The following is a 365-nucleotide window of genomic DNA, read 5'->3' on the forward strand; positions in this document are numbered from 1 at the left end:
TTGGTGCTAATTGTCAGTGTAGTATTCGAAATATCAAACTTAGCTCAGGCTGAAAGAGAAGCCACTTTTATTTCATCTATTGCAGCTATAATTGTCTCTGTATATCTTGTCGGACGTAACGCAGCAATCGTCGCGACCTTGGTGACCGCCGCCGCCGCCCTGGCGGCCGCAAGAATTTTACGCGGTCAAGTTCCCGCCGAGGATTGGCTGCGTGCAATCTTCCTCCTCGTTTCTGGTTTTATGATTGCCTTCATGTTCCACCGCCTGCGGCAGGATGTCAGTAGGGTGTTGGAGATCGCCGAAAATAGATTAAGCGCTGTCGAGGCCACCGAAAGCCGCTTCCGTTCGGTGTTCGAGCGTGCGGC

Annotated in this window: 1 pseudogene; it reads left to right on the top strand. The window is 52.1% G+C overall.

Annotated elements, in window-relative coordinates:
• Nucleotides 1-365 (top strand): annotated as a pseudogene (locus tag EN818_RS33075) (diguanylate cyclase); the annotation flags it as partial.

Source organism: Mesorhizobium sp. M3A.F.Ca.ET.175.01.1.1, assembly GCF_004791945.1.
Lineage (GTDB): Bacteria > Pseudomonadota > Alphaproteobacteria > Rhizobiales > Rhizobiaceae > Mesorhizobium.